22 protein-coding genes and 1 pseudogene are annotated in these 23,010 nt (G+C 43.7%); 18 read left to right on the forward strand and 5 right to left on the reverse strand.

The window, feature by feature from the left end; genetic code table 11:
- Nucleotides 1-105: 105 nt before the first annotated feature.
- The 18 genes and pseudogenes from ACSLFW_RS06950 to ACSLFW_RS07035 all read left to right on the forward strand — a co-directional run bounded on the left by ACSLFW_RS06950 (nt 106) and on the right by ACSLFW_RS07035 (nt 17,417).
- The gene (locus tag ACSLFW_RS06950; RefSeq protein WP_436555172.1) at nt 106-390 is read left to right on the forward strand and encodes a hypothetical protein; all 285 of its coding nucleotides are present in this window, start codon (nt 106-108) and stop codon (nt 388-390) included.
- A gap of 58 nt (nt 391-448) precedes the next feature.
- On the forward strand, nt 449-748 hold the full coding sequence (locus tag ACSLFW_RS06955; protein ID WP_436555173.1) for a hypothetical protein: 300 nt from the start codon (nt 449-451) through the stop codon (nt 746-748).
- Nucleotides 733-837 (forward strand): annotated as a pseudogene (locus tag ACSLFW_RS06960) (hypothetical protein); the annotation flags it as partial. The gene ACSLFW_RS06955 and the pseudogene ACSLFW_RS06960, both read left to right, overlap by 16 nt.
- 3 nt (nt 838-840) lie before the next feature.
- Complete coding sequence (locus ACSLFW_RS06965) at nt 841-2,388, forward strand: tetratricopeptide repeat-containing sensor histidine kinase (protein WP_436555174.1); 1,548 nt, start codon at nt 841-843, stop codon at nt 2,386-2,388.
- A gap of 10 nt (nt 2,389-2,398) precedes the next feature.
- Nucleotides 2,399-3,046 (forward strand): response regulator, encoded by a 648-nt coding sequence (locus ACSLFW_RS06970; RefSeq protein ID WP_436555175.1) that lies wholly within the window; start codon nt 2,399-2,401, stop codon nt 3,044-3,046.
- The gene (locus ACSLFW_RS06975; RefSeq protein WP_436555176.1) at nt 3,047-4,999 is read left to right on the forward strand and encodes a tetratricopeptide repeat protein; all 1,953 of its coding nucleotides are present in this window, start codon (nt 3,047-3,049) and stop codon (nt 4,997-4,999) included. It begins immediately after the preceding gene.
- A 78-nt stretch (nt 5,000-5,077) separates the two neighbouring features.
- Nucleotides 5,078-5,209 (forward strand): hypothetical protein, encoded by a 132-nt coding sequence (locus ACSLFW_RS06980; RefSeq protein WP_436555177.1) that lies wholly within the window; start codon nt 5,078-5,080, stop codon nt 5,207-5,209.
- The gene (locus ACSLFW_RS06985; protein WP_436555178.1) at nt 5,206-5,550 is read left to right on the forward strand and encodes a hypothetical protein; all 345 of its coding nucleotides are present in this window, start codon (nt 5,206-5,208) and stop codon (nt 5,548-5,550) included. Before ACSLFW_RS06980 ends, ACSLFW_RS06985 begins: the two co-directional genes overlap by 4 nt.
- 18 nt (nt 5,551-5,568) lie before the next feature.
- Nucleotides 5,569-6,225: a response regulator gene (locus tag ACSLFW_RS06990; RefSeq protein ID WP_436555179.1), complete on the forward strand. Its 657-nt coding sequence runs from the start codon at nt 5,569-5,571 to the stop codon at nt 6,223-6,225.
- A 189-nt stretch (nt 6,226-6,414) separates the two neighbouring features.
- Entirely contained in the window at nt 6,415-7,011 is a 597-nt protein-coding gene (locus tag ACSLFW_RS06995; RefSeq protein WP_436555180.1) for a hypothetical protein, read from the forward strand.
- Complete coding sequence (locus tag ACSLFW_RS07000; protein ID WP_436555181.1) at nt 6,956-7,528, forward strand: SUMF1/EgtB/PvdO family nonheme iron enzyme; 573 nt, start codon at nt 6,956-6,958, stop codon at nt 7,526-7,528. Before ACSLFW_RS06995 ends, ACSLFW_RS07000 begins: the two co-directional genes overlap by 56 nt.
- The gene (locus tag ACSLFW_RS07005; RefSeq protein ID WP_436555182.1) at nt 7,483-7,863 is read left to right on the forward strand and encodes a hypothetical protein; all 381 of its coding nucleotides are present in this window, start codon (nt 7,483-7,485) and stop codon (nt 7,861-7,863) included. Before ACSLFW_RS07000 ends, ACSLFW_RS07005 begins: the two co-directional genes overlap by 46 nt.
- Nucleotides 7,864-7,935: 72 nt before the next feature.
- Nucleotides 7,936-10,368, forward strand: a complete 2,433-nt coding sequence (locus ACSLFW_RS07010; RefSeq protein WP_436555183.1) for a PKD domain-containing protein — start codon at nt 7,936-7,938, stop codon at nt 10,366-10,368.
- Entirely contained in the window at nt 10,319-13,687 is a 3,369-nt protein-coding gene (locus ACSLFW_RS07015) for a T9SS type A sorting domain-containing protein (RefSeq protein ID WP_436555184.1), read from the forward strand. Before ACSLFW_RS07010 ends, ACSLFW_RS07015 begins: the two co-directional genes overlap by 50 nt.
- A gap of 143 nt (nt 13,688-13,830) precedes the next feature.
- On the forward strand, nt 13,831-15,549 hold the full coding sequence (locus ACSLFW_RS07020; RefSeq protein WP_436555185.1) for an FG-GAP repeat domain-containing protein: 1,719 nt from the start codon (nt 13,831-13,833) through the stop codon (nt 15,547-15,549).
- On the forward strand, nt 15,509-16,360 hold the full coding sequence (locus ACSLFW_RS07025; protein WP_436555186.1) for an FG-GAP repeat domain-containing protein: 852 nt from the start codon (nt 15,509-15,511) through the stop codon (nt 16,358-16,360). The genes ACSLFW_RS07020 and ACSLFW_RS07025 overlap by 41 nt, the downstream gene beginning before the upstream one ends.
- Complete coding sequence (locus ACSLFW_RS07030) at nt 16,318-16,602, forward strand: hypothetical protein (protein ID WP_436555187.1); 285 nt, start codon at nt 16,318-16,320, stop codon at nt 16,600-16,602. The genes ACSLFW_RS07025 and ACSLFW_RS07030 overlap by 43 nt, the downstream gene beginning before the upstream one ends.
- On the forward strand, nt 16,587-17,417 hold the full coding sequence (locus ACSLFW_RS07035) for a T9SS type A sorting domain-containing protein (RefSeq protein ID WP_436555188.1): 831 nt from the start codon (nt 16,587-16,589) through the stop codon (nt 17,415-17,417). Before ACSLFW_RS07030 ends, ACSLFW_RS07035 begins: the two co-directional genes overlap by 16 nt.
- Before the next feature lie 104 nt (nt 17,418-17,521).
- Here the strand turns inward: ACSLFW_RS07035 and ACSLFW_RS07040 are convergent, their stop codons facing one another.
- The 5 genes from ACSLFW_RS07040 to ACSLFW_RS07060 all read right to left on the reverse strand — a co-directional run bounded on the left by ACSLFW_RS07040 (nt 17,522) and on the right by ACSLFW_RS07060 (nt 22,799).
- Nucleotides 17,522-19,105, reverse strand: coding sequence for a T9SS type B sorting domain-containing protein (locus tag ACSLFW_RS07040; RefSeq protein ID WP_436555189.1), 1,584 nt, complete (start codon nt 19,103-19,105; stop codon nt 17,522-17,524).
- Between the two features lie 44 nt (nt 19,106-19,149).
- Entirely contained in the window at nt 19,150-19,659 is a 510-nt protein-coding gene (locus ACSLFW_RS07045; RefSeq protein ID WP_436555190.1) for a hypothetical protein, read from the reverse strand.
- 20 nt (nt 19,660-19,679) lie between these two features.
- The gene (locus ACSLFW_RS07050) at nt 19,680-20,153 is read right to left on the reverse strand and encodes a hypothetical protein (protein ID WP_436555191.1); all 474 of its coding nucleotides are present in this window, start codon (nt 20,151-20,153) and stop codon (nt 19,680-19,682) included.
- Nucleotides 20,154-20,307: 154 nt separating this feature from the next.
- Nucleotides 20,308-21,744, reverse strand: coding sequence for a T9SS type B sorting domain-containing protein (locus tag ACSLFW_RS07055; RefSeq protein ID WP_436555192.1), 1,437 nt, complete (start codon nt 21,742-21,744; stop codon nt 20,308-20,310).
- A 5-nt stretch (nt 21,745-21,749) separates the two neighbouring features.
- Nucleotides 21,750-22,799, reverse strand: coding sequence for a hypothetical protein (locus ACSLFW_RS07060; protein ID WP_436555193.1), 1,050 nt, complete (start codon nt 22,797-22,799; stop codon nt 21,750-21,752).
- Nucleotides 22,800-23,010: the final 211 nt, after the last annotated feature.

Below are 23,010 nucleotides of genomic sequence, written 5' to 3' on the forward strand. Positions count from 1 at the left end.
TATTAATTACCGTCCTTTCCAGAAAGAAAATGATTCCGCGAAACTTCATTTTCAAAAATCTGGAAAGGACTTTTCCCAATTTAAAGGGAATTTGCCAAATCTACTATGATTCTTATACTTTGCCTGATCATTATCGCTAATTCTGCCGTCATTGCTTACCTGCTGGTAAACAAGAGGAAGGTTACGGCGATGCATGCCGGCAAAGTTGCGTCGCTGCAATCGGTGATCATCGAATTGCTCAACGACCAGAAGGAACAGCACGAAAAAATAAAACTCGCAGACGAATTGAAAGAAGCAATCAGGAATTCCAATTCCAAGCTCAGCCGCGATATTGTAGCACTGCAATTCGACTTTTTTGAAATACTGAAAAAAAATAATCTACTGGAATAAACTTACAAGATCGGATGAATACATTATTTAACTACTTTTATAATTCAAGTGTACAATTATGAAGCAGTTATACGTATTGATTTTTGTGTTTTCGACTTTATTTGCCTTCTCGCAAAAGAATCCCGTAATTGACAGCCTGCAAGGGCAACTCAAAAAAAAGCTGTCCGAAAAAGGAAGATTCCAAACCCTGATGCTGCTCTGCGAAGAGTACAGCAAAGACAATCCGGATAAGGCGCTTTATTATGCGAAGGAATGCCTGACCAACGCACGTTCGGTTAAGAACGACACTTTCTTGCGGTTGCATACAATTCGCTCGCGACGACTTACCAGAACAGCAGCGAACTTGATTCTGCCTTAACATACAACACCAAATCACTTTCCGTTCGGAAAAAATTAAAAGACTCAGTCGGTATTGCCGATTCTTACAACAATATCGGTATTACCCACGATATGAAAGGGCAGTTTGATGCTGCGCTTCAGAATTACTTTAAGGCGCTGACTTATTACGATAAAAAGAAGGATATCGAAAAGCTGGCGATGACTTACACCAATATCGGCATCATTTACAAAACCCAGAAAGAATACACAAAAGCGCTTAAATATTACCAAAAATCATATGATTTGTATGTAGAGGCGAAAGCTGATTTCGGGATAACTATTGCTTCCGGAAACCTTGGTTCGCTGCTAATCAACTTCAAAAGGTATAAAGAATCACTGCGCTATTCAGAAATGGCCGAGAAAGGTTATCGCAAGCTCGGTTATGACAGTTATGCGGCTTATCCAATCGCCAATATCGCGATGGTTTATGACAGTCTGCACGAATTTCCCAAAGCGAATGCGGCTTACATCAAATCGGTCGCGCTGCACGAACAATACCAGAATTGGTACGAGGTTGCCAATACTTATAACGCTTATGCGAATTGCCTCGTAAAGCAGAAAAATTATGCCGAAAGCATCAAAATGTCAGACAAAGGCGTCGCGGCGGCAAAAAAATCAGATGCTTATCTGCTTGAAGTTGAAGCATATGGAAATCTCGCCAAAGCGAATGCAAAATCAGGCCATTTTGATAAGGCTTACACCTATTCAAATCTGTATGCGAAAGGCAAAGACAGCCTTTTTGTAGCCGAAAAAACCAAGGCGATTTTCGAACTCGAAACCAAATATGAAACCGAAAAAAAGGAAAAATTATTGATTAAAAAAGAAGCCGAAGCCAAGCAAAAGAACATTTTGCTGCTGATTCTTTCGATTTCGATTTTCTTTGCAATTTTCATCGGTTACCTCATTTACCGCCAACAGAAACTCAAAAACCACCAGCAGGAACAGGAATTCGAACTCAAATCGGCCATCGCAGTCATCGAAACCCAGAACAAACTGCAGGAACAGCGGCTTAGTATTTCGCGCGATTTGCATGATAACATCGGTTCGCAGCTTACTTTTATTATTTCCTCAGTCGACAATATCAAATATGCGTTTGATTTGGAAAACACCAAACTCGACAGCAAACTGCAAAGCATCAGCAATTTCACCAAATCTACGATTGTTGAACTGCGCGACACGATTTGGGCGATGAACAGCAGTGCGATTGCCTTTGAGGATTTGCAGATGCGTATCATGAATTTCATCGACAAGGCGAAAATTGCCCGCGAAGACATGGAATTCAGTTTCAAAATCGATGAAAAACTCAATGATATCAAGCTTTCTTCGGTAACCGGAATGAACTTGTACCGCGTGAGCCAGGAAGCCATCAACAACAGCATCAAATATGCCAATGCCGGTAAAATTGCAATCGATGTGCGCGATTTGGGTGAAATTATTGAGATTGCAATAAGCGATGACGGCGACGGATTTGACGAGCAAAGCATCATTGCCGGCAACGGCCTTCATAATATGAGGAAGCGCATGAACGATATCGATGGGAAATTCGATATTGTTTCTGAAGCCGGAAAAGGCACGACCATCACCATTTCTATCGCGAAACCAAAAGACACCGAACTATAAATTTTTCAAAATGATTAAAATTGCCATTGCCGACGACAACCATTTCCTGATCAAGACGATTCAGGAGAAATTATCTTTTTTTGAAGATTTTGTTGTGAAATTTACCGCCATCGACGGCAACGACCTCATTAAAAAGCTTGAAAACAACCACAATATTGACCTCATTCTGATGGATATTGAAATGCCTGACGTGAATGGTATCGAAGCAACTAACATCATCAAATCGCGTTATCCGCAGATCAAAATCATCATGCTGACGGTTTTTGACAATGACGAGAATATTTTCAACGCAATCAAAGCCGGTGCTGATGGTTATTTGCTGAAGGAAATCAATCCGAAAGATTTGTTCCAGGGCATTCAGGAAACGTTTAACGGCGGTGCGGCGATGAATCCGTCGATTGCTTATAAGGCGTTGAATTTACTCAGGAATCCCGTCGATTTCGGCAGTCGCGAAAACCAGGAAGAAATCAAATTGTCAACGCGCGAAATCGAGGTTTTGGAGCATTTAAGTAAAGGACTTAATTACATCAATATCGCCGACAACCTCATCTTATCGCCGAGTACGGTTCGGAAACACATCGAAAATATCTATACGAAACTTCAGGTGCACAACAAACTTGAAGCCATCCAAAAGGCAAAAAACAATAACCTGATTTAGATGAAGAAAAGCCATTTTATACTGGTGTTTTTATTGATTTTGAGTCTTTGTAATGCACAAGATAAAAAACAGATTGACAGTTTGTACAAAGTGGTAAGAACGGCTAAAAACGATTCAATTCGGTTTATCGCTTATAATAAAATTGCATTTCATTATACTTTCAATGATGTAAAAAAGGCGAAGGAAATTCTCGATACTGCTGAAAAAGCTGCGCTTAAAGCCAATTCAAAATTTGGTTACGCCAAGCTCATCAACACGCACGGCATTTTGATGGATGTGGTTGGGAAATCTGATTCGGCTGAATATTATTTCAGCAAGGCATTGACGTTAAGCCAGCAAAGCAAATTCACCGAACTCGAATCTTTTTGCATCAACAATCTCGGCATGTTTTACTGGAACAAAGGCAACTTCAACCAGGCGCTGGTGTATTTTTTCAAAGCGCTAAAGATCAGTGAAAAAACCGATACAAACGGCGAGCACGTTGCCATCAACCTCAACAATATCGGACTGATTTATCAGGAAATGAGCTTGTTCGACAAAGCGCTCGAGTGTCATATCAAGGCTTATAAGCTTCGCGAAAAGAACAAATCGATGAAGGAATTATCGGGTTCGCTCAACAATATGGGGTATTGTTATAAAAATCTTGGGCAACTTGATCTGGCGATTTCTACTTATAAAAAAGGACTTAAAGTCGCCGCCGAATCGCGCAACGATATCGTTTATGCGAAAATTCTCGATAATCTCGGCAACGCTTATTTCATTAAAAAACAATACAGCGAATCGATTAAAGCTTATCTGGAAGCACTGAAAGTCGTCGATAAAAATACCGAATCTGACAGAAGCCGCCTCATCGTTTTTTCGGGATCGAGTGCTTCTTACAACGCACTGAACCAACCGAAAGTGGCCTTGAATTATGCCAACAAAGCACTTGCAATACTGAAAAAAAATCCGAATTACAGGAGTTTTTCCGAAGAGCTTTTCCTCAGTGCTGCGCAAAGCAGTTATCAATTGGGCGATTATGAAAAAGGGAAGAAGTTCACGGATGCATTCATTTCATTGAAGGACAGCCTTTTTTCAAAGAATAATGCCCGTGCAATCGCCGACCTTGAGGTCAAATATGAAACAGAAAAAAAAGAACACGAACTCGCTTCAAGCCGCGCCATTGTTGCCGAAAGGGAGTTGGAAATCAAACGCAAAAACAGCCAGTTCATTTACCTCGCCATCGCCTGTCTGGTTTTTATCCTGATTGGTTATTTGTTTTACAACCAGCAGAAACTCAAAAACCGCCAGTTAAAAAAAGAAAATGAATTGCGTGCAGCGATGTCGAAAATTGAGACGCAAAACCATTTGCAGCAGCAGCGGCTTCAGATTTCACGCGATTTGCATGACAACATCGGGGCACAGCTGACTTTCATCATTTCGACAATCGACACTTTGAAATTACTCGATATTCCGAAGGAGAAACTCAACCAAAAGCTTAATGCCGTAAGCGAATTTACAGTCGATACCATCTATGAATTGCGCGATACGATTTGGGCGATGAACAAGAATGACATTACTTTTGATGACCTGAAAACGCGCATTACGAATTTCATCAACAGCGCCAAATCATCGCAGGAACATATCGATTTTGAATTTTCGATTGAAGGAAATACGAATGAAAAACCACTTTCATCGATTGACGGCATGAACATTTACCGGATTATCCAGGAGTCTGTCAATAACGCATTGAAATATGCCGAGGCGAAAAAAATTGCGGTTGCCATCGTGAAAAAAAGTAACTCCATCAACATTGAAATCACCGATGACGGAAAAGGTTTCGATACTGAAAACGCTGAATCCGGCAACGGACTCAACAATATGCAGAAACGCGCAAAAGAACTGAAGGCCTCAGTAAAAGTGACTTCAGAAAACGGAAAAGGCACGCGCGTACTTTTAGAAATGCCCGTTTAAAAATGGGACATTTGTCGTATTTCACACTGCTTTAATTTGAATGATATTTGAACAATTAATTTTTAAACCTTTCGCACAATGAAAAAACTTTTCTTTTACCCGGTACTATTGCTGTTACTTTTTGTGTCAGCAGGCGGAAACGCGCAAACTGTTATCACCGCAGATCAGGTGACACCTGCATTTCTGAAGGAAACTTTTGAAACGCCTTGATTACTGTCGTTGAAACCAAAGATGATTACATCAAAACCAAAGACATTTTTGATTTTTATGTCGACATTGACAAGCAGAACAGATTCGTATCGTTCAGCGGCTCGTTTTTGCTCGTTGATGGCGTTTCGAAACAAAAAGCACTCGAATTAGTCGATAAATTCAATGACGAAATCATTATGGTGAAATCGTATTATAATGAAACGAGCAATTCGATTTCGGTCTATTATTATTTCTGGACTGAAGGCGGATTCACCAAACAATCGATGCTGAAAGCCTACAAAATGATGAATCCTGCCATCAACCTGATGCTCAGCAAGGATACTGAAAAATTAATGAAATAATTCGCACCGAAAATTATCATGAGCGAAACCATCAAGATAGCCATTGCCGACGACAATACATTCCTGATCAAGGCGATTCAGGACAAATTGTCTTTCTTTGACGACCTCGATTGCAAAATCAAGGCGGTCAACGGCAAGGATTTGCTGGCGAAGCTCGAAAAGAATCCCGATATCAATTTGATTCTGATGGATATTGAAATGCCCGAAATCGATGGGATTGAAGCGACAGCCATCATCAAGGCAAGATATCCCGGAATCAAGATCATCATGCTCACGATTTTTGATAATGATGAGAATATCTTTAATGCAATTCAGGCAGGCGCCGACGGGTATTTTCTGAAAGAAGTCAAACACGATGCGCTGTACAAAGGCATTATTGAAACACTCAACGGCGGTGCGGCAATGAATCCGTCGATTGCATTAAGAGCACTGAAATTGCTGCGCAACCCGTTTTCAATTGAAAATGCAAAAAGCAAGGAAGAAATCAGTCTTTCGCAACGCGAAATCGAAGTGCTCGAGCAACTCAGCAAAGGATTGAGTTATATGATTATTGCTGATAATTTATTTCTTTCGCCGAAAACTATTCGTCGTCACATCGAAAATATTTATACGAAATTACAAGTCCATAGCAAACTTGAAGCAATCCAAAAAGCAAAAAATAATCAGTTGATCTGATAAAATCTGTTTTACTTAACCAATGAGAAAAATACGACATTCGTCGTATTTTTTTTGTGCTATAATTGACTTATATAATTTGTAACTCATTCATTTTCAAAATAAAAAGTTAAAATACGACATTCTACGTATTTCGTACTACGCATTTCAAAATTAGCTTTGTCTCATAACTTTTAAAAAATGTATAAGATGAAAACTAAAAAATTATTTTCAAGAGCAATTGCTTTTTTATTGTTTGTATTTGCAGTGAATGCAAATGCAAATAATGTTCAGATCAGCGGAACGACCGTTGTAGGTAACCAGATTACCTTTGACATCACGTGGGACAACAGTTGGTTCGCCAACGTAGCTCCGGCCAATTACGACGCCGTTTGGGTATTTATTAAATACCAGGATTGTAACACCCGTTTGTGGGCACATGCAGGCTTGAGTACTTCTTCCGGAGATCACTCAACTTCATCCCCTTTAGTGGTTGACGCGGTAGCAGACGGAAAAGGCGTATTTATCCATAGAAGCGCTTTAGGCGGCGGAACTGTGCCTGTGACCTCAGTGACTTTAACAATGACAATTCCGGCAGGAACCTATAACTTCAAAGTTTTCGGGATTGAAATGGTAAACATCCCGCAAAGCTCTTTCGAATTGGGTGATGCAACTGCGGCTTCTACCTTCAACAGTATTACGGTAACGGGTACATCACAAACTGGCGGAATTTCTGCTGCAACTTTAGGTGGTGGCGCTGCGCTCTACTGGCTGCTTATCCAATGGGTTACAACTCTTTTTATATGATGAAAATGAGATTTCCCAATCTCAATATGTTGATTTTTTGAATTCTCTTACTTACGACCAGCAAAAAGCGCATACTGTGAGTGATCCGATCAGTGCTGCAGGAACATTTCCAATCTTTAACAGCCAAGCTTATCGCAACGGAATTATCATCCTTACACCTGGAAATAATGCCGCTATTCCAGCTGTTTATGCCAATGACTGGACTGCAGGCGTTGAAAACAACACAGATGACGGAGCAAATATCGCAATGAACAATATGTCGTGGTCAGATGTGGCTGCTTACCTTGACTGGTCTGCTTTGCGCCCGATGACCGAATTGGAATTCGAAAAATCTTGTCGTGCTCCGCTGCCTCGCGTTGCCGGAGAATACCCTTGGGGAACTACAGATATTGCATTCGTGCCAAGTTACTCAGGTAGCGTTATCAATAAATTTTTGCCTAACGAAACCCTTACGCCGGCTGTTAACGGAGCATGTGCTTATGGTGTGAACAGCAGCAATGCCAGCTGGGGCCACTAAGAGTTGGTGTTTTTGCAACAGGTTCATCAGGAAGGGCTTCTGCGGGTGCAGGTTATTATGGTGTGATGGAATTGGGCGGAAATGTGCTTGAGACCGTTATTACTGCTGCTACTGCCGGTATCGGATTCACCGGAGCTTTAGGCGATGGAAATATATTGGCTAACGGTGATGCAAACGTATCAAGCTGGCCATCACTCACTACTGCTTCAGGAGCAGGCCATAGAGGTGGCGACTGGGTTGAGGCTGCCGGAAAGGTACGTACATCAGACCGATCGGCTGCAGCTGCTTACGATGCTGCAAGATCTTACGTTTACGGTGGAAGAGGCGTAAGATAATCATCTGATTTGATCATGTTCGCATAGCCCGGATATGTTGAAAAATGAAAACAACTTTTAAATCAAATTAAGATGAAGAAAACAATCCAATTTTTTATAATTGTATTCGTTACTTTCATTTTTGGAAATGCATCTTACGCACAGTATAATGGCGGAGCCGGTCGCGGTTCTGTATACGATGCGATAAGTCAGACCTCCTGCTCGATTCCGGCGCATTTTTATGCCTATTTCGGAGGAAGTGAAGACAATGCAACTTTCGACTTGTTAATGAATACAAGCTGCAGCGCACCGCCGCCATCATTCTTCGCCTATTTTGGAGGAAGCAATGACGGCGCAGCGACAGACCAGCTCAGCGCAACCATCTGCGGCACACCGCCGTCATTCTTCGCCTACATGGGCGGTATCAATGACAGTGCAGCCAAAGACCAACTCGATGCAGCGACTTGCGGCATCCCGCCATCATTCTACGCTTATTTCGGAGGATCAGGCGACGGATTTGCAAGAGACGAAATCGGAAGCTGCCCGGTTACACCACCGGAAGCCGACTTTACCGCTTCGGCAACGGCAACCTGCGTAGGCGGTTCGGTAGATTTTACCGACACTTCGACAAATATCCCATTCGTATGGAGCTGGACATTCGCCGGTGGAACGCCTGCTACAGCTACGACGCAAAACCCGACAGTGGTTTACAATACGCCGGGAACTTATGCAGTTTCTTTAATCGCAACCAACTATAACGGAGGTGATACAGAAACCAAAACAAGTTATATCACCGTAACTGCTGTTCCGACAGTAGCTACGACTACACCAGGTTCACGTTGTGATGCAGGAAGTGTGCAATTGGCCGCGACTGCGAGTGCGGGTGTACTCAGATGGTATAACGTTGCTACAGGTGGATCGATTCTTGGTACCTGCTTCTTCCCGACAGGAATCATCAGCACAACAACGACTTTCTACGTGGAAGCTGCCAGTGGAAGCTGTGTTTCGGCAAGAACCGCTGTCATAGCCACGATTAATACGACGCCAACCGTAGCAACAACTACACCTGGTGCGAGATGCGGTACAGGAAGCGTGACTTTAGGTGCTACTGCAAGTGCAGGAACTTTAAGCTGGTTTGACGTCGCTACGGGCGGAACTGCTTTGGCAACTGGCACAAGCTTCGCAACGCCAAGCATCAGTACCAATACAACTTATTATGTACAAGCTGCCAACGGAAGCTGTATTTCTGCTAGGACTGCAGTTTTGGCTACTGTAAATACGGTACCAACTGTTGCAACAACTACACCTGGTTCAAGATGTGACACCGGAAGTGTGACTTTAGGTGCAACTGCAAGTTCAGGTGCAACTTTGAATTGGTATAATGTCGCTTCAGGCGGAAGTGTGTTAGGTACAGGCGAAAGCTTCGTAACACCTTCAATCAGTGCGAACACGACTTATTATGTTGAAGCCACTAACGGAACTTGTACCTCAACCAGGACAGCGGTTTTGGCAACAGCCAGTCCGACCCCAGCCATTACAAGTACTACTCCGGCCAGCCGATGCGATATGGGAACACTTACTTTGAATGCGACTTCAAGCGCAGGAACGTTGAACTGGTATAATGTACCGACAGGCGGAACTTCATTGGCTACAGGAACGAATTTCCTTACACCTTCACTGAGTGCTACGACAACTTATTATGTTGACGCCACCAACGGAAGCTGTGTGTCTGCAAGGACGCCGGTAATCGCGACTGTAACTGTTACACCATCGGTAACTTCTACAACGCCTGCGGGCAGATGTGGAGCAGGTTCGGTAACATTGGGCGCGACTGCAAGTGCGGGTACGCTTAACTGGTACGGAATTGCCGTGGGCGGAACTGTATTAGGAACAGGAACCGGATTCGCAACAGGAAATATTTCAGTAACGACAACCTATTATGTTGAGGCTGTAAACGGATCATGTGCATCACCAAGAACTCCGGTTACTGCAACAATCAGCGTTATGCCGACGATTCTTACGTCAACTCCGGCAACGAGATGTGACACGGGTACGCTTACTTTAAGCGCCACTGCAAGCGCAGGAACACTCAATTGGTTCGACGTGGCTACAGGCGGAACTTCGCTTGGAAGCGGCAATAATTTCGTAACGCCATCTATCAGTACGACTACGACTTATTATGTTCAGTCGACCAGTGGAAGCTGTGTTTCTCCGAGAACTGCGGTAACAGCTACAGTAAACCTTACGCCGACGATTACAGGTACAACACCTGCAAGCCGATGCGACGCGGGAAGTGTAACTTTATCAGCAACTGCTTCTTCAGGAACATTGAACTGGTATAACGTTTCTTCAGGCGGAACTTCGCTTGGAAGCGGAAATACATTCATAACAGGAACGATTGCAACGACTACAACTTACTATGTTGAGTCTTCTAACGGAAGCTGCGTATCGTCAAGAGTGGCTGGTCATCGCAACTGTGAATACCACACCTACAATTACTGCCACCACACCGGCAACGCGTTGTGACGCAGGAAGCGTGACTTTAGGAGCAACAGCTTCTGCAGGAACAATCAACTGGTACGGTGTCGCTTCAGGCGGAAGTATTTTAGCGAGCGGTGCGTCATTCATTACGCCATCCATTTCAACTTCGACAACTTATTATGTTGAGGTGACTAACGGAAGCTGTACGTCTGCAAGAATTGCTGTTCTGGCAACTGTTAATGCGACTCCTACGATAACAGCGACAACTCCGGGCAGCCGTTGTGGAGCTGGTGTTGTAACTTTAAGCGCATCTGCAAGTTCAGGAACTTTAACATGGTATAATGTGGCTACAGGCGGAACGGTTTTGGGTACAGGAACAACTTTCCTTACACCATCCATCAGCGCGACTGCAACTTACTATGTACAGTCTGCTAACGGAAGCTGTGCTTCTGCAAGAACTGCGGTAACGGCAACGATAAATGATATTCCAACAATCACTGCTACAACACCGGCCAGCCGATGCGATGCGGGTAGTGTAACTTTGGGAGCGACTGCTTCGGCAGGAACATTGAACTGGTATGCATTACCGTCAGGCGGAAGTGTATTAGGCACCGGAACTTCATTCGTAACCGGAAACATCAACGTAACCACAACTTTCTATGTAGAAGCTGTCAGCGGAAGCTGTACTTCAGGAAGGACTGCGGTTATTGCAACTGTAAATACGACACCATCAATTGTTACAACAACGCCTGCTTCAAGATGTGATTCAGGGCCGGTAACGCTTACTGCAACTGCGACTGGCGGAACTATCAGTTGGTACGATGTAGCAACTGGCGGAACTGCTTTGACAACCGGAGCTTCATTCCTTACACCATCGATTAGCGCGACCACAACTTACTACATAGAAGCGTCTAACGGAAGCTGTACTTCTGCAAGAACTGCGGTAACAGCAACCGTAAATGCCACACCAACGATTACGGGAACTACGCCAGCGTCAAGATGTGGTGCAGGTACTGTAACGCTAGGAGCAACGACTTCTGCAGGTACGCTCAACTGGTACAGCGCTTCAACTGGCGGAATCTTGTTAGGAAGCGGCACTTCGTTTACGACTGTATCCATCAGTACCACCACAACTTATTATGTGGAAGCTGTAAACGGAAGCTGTACATCGGCAAGAGTTGCGGTAACAGCAACGGTAAATACAATTCCAACCATAACTGCAACCACTCCTGCTTCAAGATGTGATTCAGGTTCAGTAACACTTAGTGCGACTGCAAGTACAGGAACTTTAAGCTGGTTCGACGTGGCTACAGGCGGAACTGCTCTGGCAACCGGAACATCGTTCGCAACGCCATCTATCAGTGCAACTACCACTTATTATGTAGAAGCATCAAACGGAAGCTGTACTTCTGCAAGAACTGCGGTAACAGCGACTGTAAACGCCACACCGACGATTACAGGTACAACTCCGTCATCAAGATGTGGTGCAGGTACTGTGACACTTGGCGCAACGGCATCAGCGGGTACGCTTAACTGGTATAATGTTGCGACTGGCGGAACTATTTTAGGAACGGGAACTAGTTTTGTAACGATTTCGCTAAGCGCCACCACAACTTATTATGTGGAAGCTGTAAACGGAAGCTGTATTTCTCCAAGAATTGCAGTAACAGCAACGGTGAATGCAGTCCCAACCATAACTGCGACCACTCCTGCTTCAAGATGTGATTCAGGTTCGGTAACGCTTACTGCAACTGCAAGTTCAGGAACTTTAAGCTGGTTCGACGTGGCTACAGGCGGAACTGCTCTGGCAACCGGAACATCGTTGGAAACGCCATCCATCAGTGCAACTACCACTTATTATGTAGAAGCATCAAACGGAAGCTGTACTTCGACAAGAACTGCGGTAACAGCGACTGTAAATGCAACGCCAACCATTACAGGAACAACTCCGGGCAGCAGATGTGATGCAGGAATCGTTACGTTAGGTGCGACTGCAAGTTCAGGAATATTGAGCTGGTACAACGTAGCAACAGGCGGCACTGTTTTAGCAACAGGAACAACATTTGTGACGGCATCGCTCAGTGCGACTACAACTTACTACGTAGAGGCTTCTAACGGAAGTTGTACATCGGCAAGAATTGCTGTAACAGCGACTGTAAATGCAACCCCGGCCATAACGGCTACAGCTCCGGCAAGCCGCTGTGATTCAGGTACACTTACCTTATCGGCGACAGCCAGCTCAGGAACAATAAACTGGTATGGTGTGCCGACAGGCGGAACGGTATTGGGCAGTGGAAGTTCTTTCACAACTCCGGTACTCAGTACAACGACAATGTTCTATGTTGAATCGGTTAACGGAAGCTGTACATCAGTAAGAACTCCGGTTATTGCAACTGTGAACCTTACGCCGACGATTGTAGGCACTACGCCAAACAGCCGTTGCGGAGCAGGTACTGTTGTCTTAGGGGCAACTGCGACTTCCGGAACATTGAGCTGGTTTAACGTAGCAACAGGCGGAACTGCTTTAGCAACCGGAACGACATTCACTACGCCATCTATCAGTGCAACGACCACTTATTATGTGGAGTCTTCAAACGGTACTTGTACCTCTGTAAGACAACCGGTAATTGCAACCGTAAACACTTTGGCAACTGTATTGACGACGACACCTGGCAGCCGTTGCGGAAACGGATCGGTTACCTTGAGTGCGACAAGTGCTTCCGGCTTAAGCTGGTATGCATCAGCAACTGGCGGAACTGCTTTAGCAACTGGCGCAACGTTCAATACGCCTTCTATCAATGCAACAACAACTTATTATGTTGAGGCATCGAATGGCGATTGTACTTCGGTAACAAGAACTCCGGTAATTGCGACTGTAAACCATGTGGCATCGCCAACAGGAAGCACCTCACAACAATTCTGTTCAGGTGAAACTGTAGGAATGCTGGTAATAGCAGAAACCGATATCACGTGGTATGACGCTGCGACAGGCGGAAACGAAGTAGCAGAAAACACCTTATTGGTAGCAGGAACTACTTACTACGCTTCATTGACCAGCGGCGATTGCGGCAGCGATACAAGACTTGCCGTAACGGTAACTTTAGGAACCTGTTTAGGAACTGAAGACATCGTTCGCAATGAAATTAAACTTTATCCGAATCCGGTCAGGGATATCCTGACAATTGAATATACCGCCAACATTTCGCGTGTTGAGGTAGTCAATATGTTAGGACAGGTTGTGTATAACAAACTGATCAATGCCGGAGCAACTAAAGTAGATATGAGCAATCTTGCGGAAGGCACTTACATTGTAAGGGTAACCGCCGACGATCTGTTCAAGACCTATAAAGTGATCAAACGATAGTTTTCGTTTCCATTTTTTGGAAAAGCCGCCTTCGGGCGGTTTTTTTTTGCTCAAAAATTTACGATTTCTTAAAGAGAAGTTTTTTAAGTGATTGCTTACAAACGATGAAAAGCTATATATTTGGGCAAAAATTATACAAAATCATGAGAACAAAATTACTCCTGTTTTTATTATTGGCAGGTTCAGTCAAATCATTCGGGCAGATTGGCTTTCTGGAAAGTAAAGTGACCGGCGAATCTTTTACCACTTACAGTCCGGAGTTGGTCAGGTCGGCTGACATCGATGGCGATAATGATCTCGACATCGTTACCTACGGAAGGCAATTGAACTGGTATGAGAATAAAGACGGTTTAGCAGATTTCGGCGAAAAAAACAGCGTCAGCATACAATCGAATGGCGCAGTCGGCACCGCATTATATGTAATGGATTTTGACAATGACGGCGATAATGATATTTTAGGCGTAATTGCCAACACGCTCACAGTATATAAAAATACCAACGGCTTAGGGAACTTTCAGGTGATGCAAACTTTTACTTTGGGCTTTAACTACAATACAATACCTGTGGTGCCTGTAGATATTGACGGCGATGGCGACATGGATATCGTATGTTCGTATGCCTTTAACAGCTCTCCATACGAAGGAAAATTGGTGTGGTTTGAAAACAATAACAACGGAAGCTTCGGAGCAGAACAGGTAATCACCACAGATAATGCAACTTTATTCCTAACCTCGCTGTTAGAAGCCGAAGACCTTGACGGAGACGGAGACCGCGACATCATCATCGGTTACAAAGATTACAACAAAGTGGCGTGGATAAGAAACATGGGCAACGGTGTTTTTAGCGCTGCCATTGCGATATCTTCATCAGCTGGCGGCATCAGCTCGATAACAACTTCTGATATGGATAATGATGGCGATACAGACATCATCGCTTCGTTAAGGACTGACAACCAGATCGTTTGGTATAAGAATTTAAACGGACTCGGAAATTTCAGTGATGAGAATGTTATCGTTTCTAATGCCGAGGAAACCAATTCCGTTTTGGTGACCGACATCAATGGCGACAATACCAATGACATTGTCTATACAGAAACCAACGAAATCGGATGGTTCAGCAATGATGGTTCAGGAAATTTCAGCAATCCGCAAGTTATAACGAACAAGGCTTTCAATGTACGCTCGGTAATAACTGCCGATCTTGACGGCGACGGAAAAAAAGACATCATTTCTGCTTCTCAGGATGATGATAAAGTGGCGTGGTACAAACACCTCGACGGAAACGGCAATTACGGAAGACAGGTGGTTATTGCGCGCAGGATTAAATTCGCAGACAAAGTCTACCCTGCTGATTTTGACGGAGACAACGACATCGATTTATTGGTGAATTCGCACCACGATGCCAAGCTAACCTGGTTCGAAAATACAGACGGACACGGTTTTTATGGCAAAGAGCATATTATCACTGAAAGTGTTGAGGTCGGCAATATATCGCCGATTGCATATCCTGCAGATATTGATGGCGATGGCGATACAGATATCGCGGCCTTTAAATTGGGCGTACTTTTCTGGTATGAAAATGACGGGAATGGAAATTTCGACACAGAACATGCAATCGAAAGCACCATTGACGGTGTGACGATAATTCGCTGCAAAGACCTTGACGGCGACGGACAAACAGACATCGTAAGAGGCGTTTACAATTCAAATAAGATTTCTTGGTATAAGAATCTCGGCAATGGAAACTTCGGCCCTGAACAAGAAATCGCAGCACCTTTCGGAAATAACGGCTCACTGACTTCTATGGAAATCGCCGATATGGATGGCGACGATCATCCGGAATATCATAGCCTCATCCTATAGTATGGACACTTTTTATTACAGAAATACTGACGGGTTGGGAACATTCGAACAACAGTACATGTCTGTTTTCGGTGCAATGCAGTCTGTTTATCCTGCAGACATTGACGGCGATGGCGACAGGGATATTGTCGGAATAAGCGCGTTGGGCGGAGGCGGTTTCGATGCTGTCATCTGGTACGAAAACAGTGACGGCCACTTCACCGAAAAACATGATATTACAACATTAGAAGTACACGGTGAGTCAATTATCGCAGCCGATTTGGATAATGACGGTGATACCGACGTACTCACGGCAGATGGTCATCCGTACACAACCGGCCAGTTGGCGTGGTATGAAAATTCAGGAAACGGCAGTTTTAGTCCGCAAAAAATCATCCAGCAGGTTGCCGATTATACTGTTCCTTCGTGCGTAAATGTTGCAGATATTGACAATGACAATGATATGGACGTTCTTTCGGTGTTTGGTTACGACGCCAACTATACGCTCAGCAAAGTCTCGGTATTTGAAAATCTGGGTGAGCAAGGCAACGAAATTACCGGAAAAGTAACCCTTGATACCAATGCCAATGGCTGTACCGCCGATGATGTAAAGGGTAGCAATATTATGGTCATTTCAGGAAATGCCGGAAATACCTGGCCACTTTTACCGATGAAAACGGAAATTTCCATACAAAAACGGGAGAAGGCGAGTTTTACACATCAATCTTCTATCAATTGCCGGAATACTATGTTTCAACGCCGGCACAGCACATCAATACTTTTTCGGGCATGGGCAATGTCTATCAGGCCGATTTTTGTGTCGCACCTGTAGGAGCCGCCAACGATCTGAGCGTTGCTGCCTATCCTTCGTTAAACAATCTTAGGGCAGGATTCGACACGCATTACCGTATTGTTTACCGAAATATGGGTACAGCGCCTGCCAGCGGAACGATCAGTTTTGCATATGAGAATAACAGGCTCAATTTCCTTACTGCCAGTCAGACGATTGCCGTACAAACCCCGAACACACTGTCTTTTGATTTCGCAGATTTGGCCCATTGGAAAATAGGATAATAGATCTGGTTTTTCATGTTTTCCCGCCGCCTGCGTCTGTTTTGGGCGATCAGGTCATTTCTACGGTAAGCATCACTCCGGTTTCAGGAGACGCTACCTTACCCGATAACACTTTCGAGTTGCACCAGACGGTTATAGGTTCGTGGGATCCTAACGACATTACATGCCTTGAAGGTAGCCAGGTTCCGATACAAAATGCCAACGAATACCTGCACTACCTCGTTCGTTTTCAAAATACGGGTACCGCTGATGCAGCAAACGTAACGGTAAGGATGCTCCTCGATAATAAGCTGAATTGGCCTACAATGCAAATTGAAAGCATGAGTCATAACGGAAGAACAGAAATCAAAAACGCAGGCGAGGTTACTTTCACCTTTAACAATATAAACCTTCCTGACAGCACGACTAACGAGGCAGGATCGCACGGTTTCATCGCTTTTAAGGTCAAGCCGATGGACATAATGGTTGGAAATATCGTGAGTAATACGGCACGCATTTTTTTCGATTCAAATCCGCCGGTAACGACCAATACCGCAACAACGCAGTTCGTGCAAACATTGTCGGTTTCCGAAAACGAAGCGGGTTCGTTCACGCTTTATCCAAATCCGGTTGATGGAATATTGAACATTGAAGGCAAAACTACGCTTAATGAAATAGTGCTGCTTGATACCAATGGAAGGATTCTAAAAGAAATCCGTTTCGAAACGCCGTCACCCACTGCGAGAATCGATTTGTCAGATTTAACGACCGGCATATACTTGTTGAAGATTAAGTCTGAGGCAGGATATTCAAACCAAAAGATTATCAAAAGATAATATTTGGGCAATAGGAACAATTAAAAATCCCGGCAATCTTGTCGGGATTTTTAATTGCTTTCTTTTCGGATTACGAAAATAAATAAGTTAAGCCGGAACGAATATTATCTTACCAGTGCAAAATGCCCTTTTGAAATAGTTTCTTTATTTGCAACCCGAACAATCCTAAACCAGTAATCATCTGCCGGAAGTGGACGATTGTTTAAACTGCCGTTCCATCCCGGAGCCTCTTTGCTGAATCGTGTAATCAGCTTGCCATAGCGGTCGTAAATTTCAACATCAAGTGCGTCCTGAAAGATAGCAAAGTCAATTTTCCAGATATCATTGATGCCGTCGCCATTCGGACTGAAATATTTCGGGTAGGCGAGTACATAAACAGCCTTCGGCGTGTCTACACAACCCCATTGGTTTTTCACATACACATTGTACTGGCCTGTATCAAGATTTCCAAAGAAATTTTCAGGCTGGAAGTTGATTCCGTCAATTGAATAGGAAAGCCCTGTTTCGTTTGTAAGTACATTAATCGAATTATTTTGAGCCAGATCATTGACCACGATTTCAGTAACAGCAGGAATTGTTGCCGGTGTAAACCGCATTTCCACTACACCAAAGCATGACTGCGAGAGCGATGTAACCCGCACATAAACAGGTTGATTGGCTACCGGGAATGTTGTGGTATTTACAATCTGGTTTGTATTGTTTAAAGCGCCATCGGCAGTGAGGTGATAACTGAAAACATAACCGGGAAGCGCAGCATTTGCAGGCAATAATGCCGAATTATAATCTGACAAATTTACCGTAGCAGGCCCGCCATCATCACAATATCCGACGGTTTGCTCTGCTTGCAACTCCCATCTGTTGAAGTTTAAAGTTGTACGGTCGCTTTCGCAGGCACCCACAGTCTGGGTTACAGAATAATTCGTGCCGGGCAGTATGGTTGTCGAGGCACTGATTGGTTTTCCTGTTGTCGGGTCGTAAAACGTCAAATCTGAACCTGACAACACCGCGTCGGAAAGCCGCATTCCTTCGAAATAACAAGGCTGTGCCACATCAAGTACAGGTGCGGATGGCTTCTGCGAAAGCAAAATCACAACCGGAAAACGACCAAGAGCAGGGCAACCAAGGTTCGTTTTTTCATAATAATAGGTTTGCCCGGGAACCAATACCAAGTCGGCAGGCAGTGGAGTAGATGATGTCATCGAACTGTACCAGCTAATGTTGAAATCGTTTGGCTCAATGTCGCCAACAGTCGGATTCGGATTCGACTGCGCACAAAAATAATAATTGTTATCAAACAATGGCTCGGTGTCGCATTCGCGTAATTTCACAAGGAAGGCTTTATCTTCGGGAACCATTATGGTGCCTTCCGGGGTTTCAACAGGATATAAACTTACATCTACCATATATTCATCGAAAGGATTCGGGTTGAGGTCGGTTGGCAGATTGAAATTGCCATAAAGCAATAGGTTGTCTGCGGAATCGACATGTACTGATGTGGCATCCGTTCTTTTGACGTCGAGCAGCGTGCTGTCGGTGGTCAATTTTATTAAAAGGCCTTCAGAATCGTAAGTATTTACCGGAATATTCTGAGTTCCTATAAATACGCTGCTCCTGCGATCTGAATCGACCGGAAGAATGAGCTCGTCATGACTGTTGATGTCGAAATTCCAAATGCCGGCATTTCCCAATGTTGCGAAAAAAGGAAGCTTCCAAATGAAATTTTTATTGGCATCTATTTTAAATAGCACGCTGCCCCGTTAAATTCACCGGCGTCTAAAGTGACAGTTTCATTTTGAAAAGCAAAAGATTGTCCATTCCCAAATCCTGTTCCTAAATAAATATGATCTGATGAGTCAACAACCAGATTGGAAGAACCGCCAATTGCATAACCCGGAACAGTCAGATCCATAATCCATGCCTGAGTTCCGTTGGCCTCAATTTTTGCTAAAAATGATCCGTTGTGAAGTGTTTGCGTCGAATCATTTTCAAGCGTTGTATTTGCAAAAGTGAATTGTGAAATATAGACGCCTTGAAAATAGATATCGTTATGGCTGTCAAAAGCAACGTTCCGAAAAAAGCATTTTTGATTTTGCGCATAGGAAAGTTCCCATAACAGGTTGAGATTTTGATCAAATTTCATAATCAATCCATAAGGCAATTGAAAATGATCGGCGTCAAGTAAAGACAAAATCCCCGAAAGAATAATATTATGTGCATGATCGGTGTTCACATTAAGCTGCATGCGATTAAACAGTTTGCTGCTCAGATAATGCCCTGGCTGTCCATTCTGAGTAAAAAACCGTAATCCTGGCCGTCGGTCAGATTCCCATGGGTCGGGATAATATCGTCGGGCGTGTTTGGATCTGGTGATTCAGGGTTGAGGTATAATGAATGTAAAATTGTTCCCGCGATGCCTGTAATAAGCAGGTTTTCGTTTTCATCCAGGCAAATAGAACTGAGATCTACCTTTCCAACTGTTCCAAACTTTCTTGCCCAGATTAAATTTTTATTGGTGTCAAGTTTGATAAGCAGGTTCGTATATCCGTTATCGTTTGGCTCGATTTCGATCTCCTGATTGGCAAATGCTAACTTTTGGTAACCTGTAACGTAAATCAGCATATAAATGTCATTATTGCTGTTGGTGGTAAGGCCAATGTAGCTTGCCGGAATGTCTTTTTCCCAATTCTTATTGACAACGCTTTCCGGATGAAGCGCCCATTCAAACTCCTGCCCCAAATTGATGCGGGAAGTATTATGATCAGGATTAGGTAGGAAAGTTTATTCAGCCACATTATAAATTGTCGTTACAAAAGATAAAATCCGAAAGTCATAAAGTTAACGAATTACATCAAAATTTTTAATTATTTTTTCTTAAGGTGCTGTATTGCAACTATCGCAACAGCGCAAAATGCCCTTTAGAGATAGTTTCCCTGTTAGCCACCCGAACAATCCTGAACCAGTAATCATCTGCAGGAAGCGGCCGGTTGTTTAAAGTGCCGTCCCAGCCCGGCGCCTCTTTGCTGAACCGCGTAATCAGCTTGCCGTAACGGTCGAAGATTTCGACATCTAATGCGTCCTGAAAAATAGCGAAATCAATTTTCCAGATATCATTGATGCCGTCACCATTCGGACTGAAATATTTCGGATATCCAAGCACATAAACCGATTTCGGCGCGTCAATACAGCCCCATTGGTTTTTCACATAAACATCATATTGTCCCGTATCAAGATTTTCAAAGAAGTTTTCCGGCTGGAAGTTGATGCCGTCAAGCGAATAGGAAAGTCCTGTTTCATCTGTAAGTACATTAATCGAATTGTTTTCCGCCAAATCAGTAACGACAACCTCTGCAATGGCCGGAATCGTTGACGGTGAAAAATGCATTACCACCACACCAAAGCACGATTGCATCAACGAAGTCACACGCACGTAAACAGGTTGATTGTTTACCGGAAATGTTGTGGTATTTCCAATCTCGTCAGTATCAGTGAAAGCACCGTCAGCCGTATGATGGTAACTGAAAACATAATTGGAAAGCGCGGCGGTTGCGGGTAATAATGCCTGGTTATAATCCGACAATTTTACTGTTGCAGCTCCGCCATTGTCACAATAGCCAACCGTTTGTTCAGGTTCAGGTGCCCATCTGCTGGAGTTTAAAGTGGTGCGGTCGCTTTCGCATACGCCGACGGTTTGGCTTACAGCATATGCCGTGCCGGGTACAATGATTGTCGAGGAACTGATTGATTGGCCGGTTGCCGGATCGTAGAACGTTAAATCCAAACCGGATAACAGTACGTCCGACAGTCGCATACCGTCATAATAACACGGCTGTGCCAAGTCTAAAACAGGCGCTGAAGGCTTCTGCGAAAGCAGCATCACAACCGGGAAGCGACCAAGCGCAGGACAGCCCGGGTTCGCTTTTTCGTAATAGTAGGTTTGTCCGGGAATTATTGCAAAATCGCCTGCTAAAGATGTAGTCGCGGTCATTGAACCATACCAGCTTATATTGAAGTCTTTTGGCTCTATGTCGGCAATGGTAGGATTCGGTGTCGACTGGGCACAAAAATAGTAGTCGACGTCGAACAACGGCTGGGTATCGCATTCGCGTAATTTTACCACGAATCCTATACTTTCAGGACTCATCATTGTGCCTGCCTCAGTTTCAATCGGATATAAATTTACATCAACTAAATACTTATCGAAAGGATGCGGGTTAATGTCGGTTGGCTGATTGACACCTCCAGAAATCAATATGTTGTCGCTTGAATCGACATGCACCCTTACAGCATCTGTTCTCTTGATATCGAGCAATGTGCTGTCTGAAGCCAATTTTACTAAAAGGCCTCTTGAATCATAAGTGTTAATGGCAGTATTTTGATTTCCGATGAATACTTCACCTCTGCGATTTGAACTGATAGGAAGAATGATTTCTCCGTGACTGTTAAGGTCAAAATCCCAGATGTTTGTTTCAGCCCCCAATATTGGAAGGCCCAAATATGGTTGCGGTTTGTATCCATTTTAAAAAATACCGTGCCGGAGGAAAATTCACCTGGGTCTAAAGTGACGGTTTCATTCTGAAATGCAAAAGATTGTCCGTCTCCAAATCTGGCAATAAAATAAATGTGATCCGATGCATCTACCTTTATCGTAGTCTGTCCATAAAAGGTTTGCCAGGGCAAATTCATAATCCATTGCTGTGTCCCGTCTGCCATGATTTTGGCGATAAATGGTACTCCATGTGTCGGGTCAGGGTTTACAATCAGGTTGTTCGCGAAAGAAAAATCCGTATGATATGATCCTTGCAGATAAATGTTGTTCAGGCTGTCAAAGGCGGGTCTCCAAAAACGGCTTTTATGAATTTGCGCATAGGATGTTTCCCAAAGTGGGTTCAGATCTGCATCAAATTTTTTAATAAATGCATAAGGAAGCTGGAAGTGATCTTCATTCAAATCGTACGAATTTCCTGAAACGATAATATTATCCGCATGATCCGCCTCCACAAAGAGCTCCGTGCGCCTAAACAACCTGCTGTCGATGTAATGGCCTTCACTGTCCATTCTTAATAAAAAACCATATTCCTGATCATCAGTAATATTGGTTTGAGTAGGGGTTAAATTTTCCGGGAAATTGGGATCTGCTGGCTCAGGGTTAAGATATAATGAATGGAAAACTGTTCCCGCCATACCTGTAATGAGCGGGTTTTCGTTTCCATCCAGGCAAATAGATATAAAATCGACATTGCCAACTGTGCCAAATTTCCTTGTCCAGATTACATTTTTATTGGTGTCAAATTTTACGAGCAGGCTGACGCGTCCATTTTCGTTAGGCTCAATTTCGATTACCTGATTGGCAAATGCCATCTTTTGATAACCTGTAACGCTCATAATCGCGTAAATTTCATTGTTGCTATTGGTGGTGATGATATAACCGCTTTGCGGAATGTCTTTTCCCCAATTTTTATCAACAATACTCTCCGGATGGAGCGCCCATTCAAATTCCTGTCCCATAGCGTTACAGGAAGGCAGCAAATCAGCATTGCATGCAGAAGTTTAATTTTGAGCATGTTATCGTATTGTCTTTCAGGGGAATTGCTTT

The sequence above is a fragment of the Flavobacterium sp. 3HN19-14 genome (genome assembly GCF_051373205.1).
GTDB lineage: Bacteria > Bacteroidota > Bacteroidia > Flavobacteriales > Flavobacteriaceae > Flavobacterium.

What these genes read in the sequence shown, in the direction of transcription:
- ACSLFW_RS06965 (WP_436555174.1), top strand. Translation starts at nt 841, where the DNA reads ATGAAAGGGCAGTTTGATGCTGCGCTTCAGAATTACTTTAAGGCGCTG.
- ACSLFW_RS07030 (WP_436555187.1), top strand. Translation starts at nt 16,318, where the DNA reads ATGGGCAATGTCTATCAGGCCGATTTTTGTGTCGCACCTGTAGGAGCC.
- ACSLFW_RS06970 (WP_436555175.1), top strand. Translation starts at nt 2,399, where the DNA reads ATGATTAAAATTGCCATTGCCGACGACAACCATTTCCTGATCAAGACG.
- ACSLFW_RS06995 (WP_436555180.1), top strand. Translation starts at nt 6,415, where the DNA reads ATGAAAACTAAAAAATTATTTTCAAGAGCAATTGCTTTTTTATTGTTT.
- ACSLFW_RS07010 (WP_436555183.1), top strand. Translation starts at nt 7,936, where the DNA reads ATGAAGAAAACAATCCAATTTTTTATAATTGTATTCGTTACTTTCATT.
- ACSLFW_RS07005 (WP_436555182.1), top strand. Translation starts at nt 7,483, where the DNA reads ATGTGCTTATGGTGTGAACAGCAGCAATGCCAGCTGGGGCCACTAAGA.
- ACSLFW_RS06980 (WP_436555177.1), top strand. Translation starts at nt 5,078, where the DNA reads ATGAAAAAACTTTTCTTTTACCCGGTACTATTGCTGTTACTTTTTGTG.
- ACSLFW_RS06975 (WP_436555176.1), top strand. Translation starts at nt 3,047, where the DNA reads ATGAAGAAAAGCCATTTTATACTGGTGTTTTTATTGATTTTGAGTCTT.
- ACSLFW_RS06990 (WP_436555179.1), top strand. Translation starts at nt 5,569, where the DNA reads ATGAGCGAAACCATCAAGATAGCCATTGCCGACGACAATACATTCCTG.
- ACSLFW_RS06955 (WP_436555173.1), top strand. Translation starts at nt 449, where the DNA reads ATGAAGCAGTTATACGTATTGATTTTTGTGTTTTCGACTTTATTTGCC.
- ACSLFW_RS07025 (WP_436555186.1), top strand. Translation starts at nt 15,509, where the DNA reads ATGGCGACGATCATCCGGAATATCATAGCCTCATCCTATAGTATGGAC.
- ACSLFW_RS07060 (WP_436555193.1), bottom strand. Translation starts at nt 22,799, where the DNA reads ATGAGCGTTACAGGTTATCAAAAGATGGCATTTGCCAATCAGGTAATC.
- ACSLFW_RS06950 (WP_436555172.1), top strand. Translation starts at nt 106, where the DNA reads ATGATTCTTATACTTTGCCTGATCATTATCGCTAATTCTGCCGTCATT.
- ACSLFW_RS07020 (WP_436555185.1), top strand. Translation starts at nt 13,831, where the DNA reads ATGAGAACAAAATTACTCCTGTTTTTATTATTGGCAGGTTCAGTCAAA.
- ACSLFW_RS07045 (WP_436555190.1), bottom strand. Translation starts at nt 19,659, where the DNA reads ATGCAGCTTAATGTGAACACCGATCATGCACATAATATTATTCTTTCG.